This window comes from Streptomyces sp. cmx-18-6, from assembly GCF_046548915.1.
Taxonomy (GTDB): domain Bacteria; phylum Actinomycetota; class Actinomycetes; order Streptomycetales; family Streptomycetaceae; genus Streptomyces.
Genome location: NZ_JAEBEP010000040.1, coordinates 1 through 884, shown reverse-complemented (window position 1 = coordinate 884; position 884 = coordinate 1). Strand labels below are relative to the sequence as shown.

Genomic DNA, 884 nt, shown 5'->3' with positions numbered 1-884 from the left:
CCGGGAGACTGCTTCGACGCGGTGATCGACGCGGCCCGCATCGCCCTGACCTACCGCACCCCGGTGTTCCTGCTCTCGGACGGATATCTGGCCAACGGCTCCGAACCCTGGCGCATCCCCGACACCAGCAGCCTGCCCGACCTCACCACCCCCTTCGCCACCGCCCCCAACCACACCCAGGCCGACGGCGCCCAGGTGTTCTGGCCCTACAAACGCGACCCGCAGACCCTGGCCCGCCCCTGGGCCGTCCCCGGCACCCCCGGCCTGGAACACCGCATCGGCGGGATCGAGAAACAGGACGGCACCGGGAACATCTCCTACGACCCCGCCAACCACGACCTCATGGTCCGCACCCGCCAGGCGAAGATCGACAACATCGAGGTCCCCGACCTCACCGTCGACGACCCCGCCACCGCCCGCACCCTGGTCCTGGGATGGGGCTCGACCTACGGGCCGATCACCGCCGCCGTCCGCCGGCTGCGCGCCGCGGGACAACCCATCGCCCAGGCCCACCTCAGACACCTCAACCCCTTCCCCCGCAACCTCGGCGACGTACTCACCCGGTACGACAAGATCGTGGTGCCGGAGATGAACCTCGGCCAGCTCGCGATGCTGCTGCGCGCCAAGTACCTGGTCGACGCCCACAGCTACAACCAGGTCAACGGCATGCCCTTCAAGGCCGAGCAGCTCGCCACAGCTCTCCAGGAGGCCATCGATGCCTGACACCCGCCAACTCCAGCACAACGACCTCCTCCAGCTGGTGCCCAAAGCCGAAACACCCCAGTCCATGAAGGACTTCAAATCCGACCAGGAAGTGCGCTGGTGCCCCGGCTGCGGCGACTACGCCGTCCTCGCCGCCGTCCAGGGCTTCATGCCCGAACTCG

The 884-nt window shown here is 68.7% G+C and carries 2 pseudogenes; both read left to right on the top strand.

Features of this window, described 5'->3' with window-relative positions:
- Positions 1-723, top strand: a pseudogene (locus tag ACLJPL_RS34025) (2-oxoglutarate ferredoxin oxidoreductase subunit alpha); the annotation flags it as partial.
- A pseudogene (locus tag ACLJPL_RS34020) lies at positions 716-884 on the top strand (2-oxoacid:ferredoxin oxidoreductase subunit beta); the annotation flags it as partial. The pseudogenes ACLJPL_RS34025 and ACLJPL_RS34020, both read left to right, overlap by 8 nt.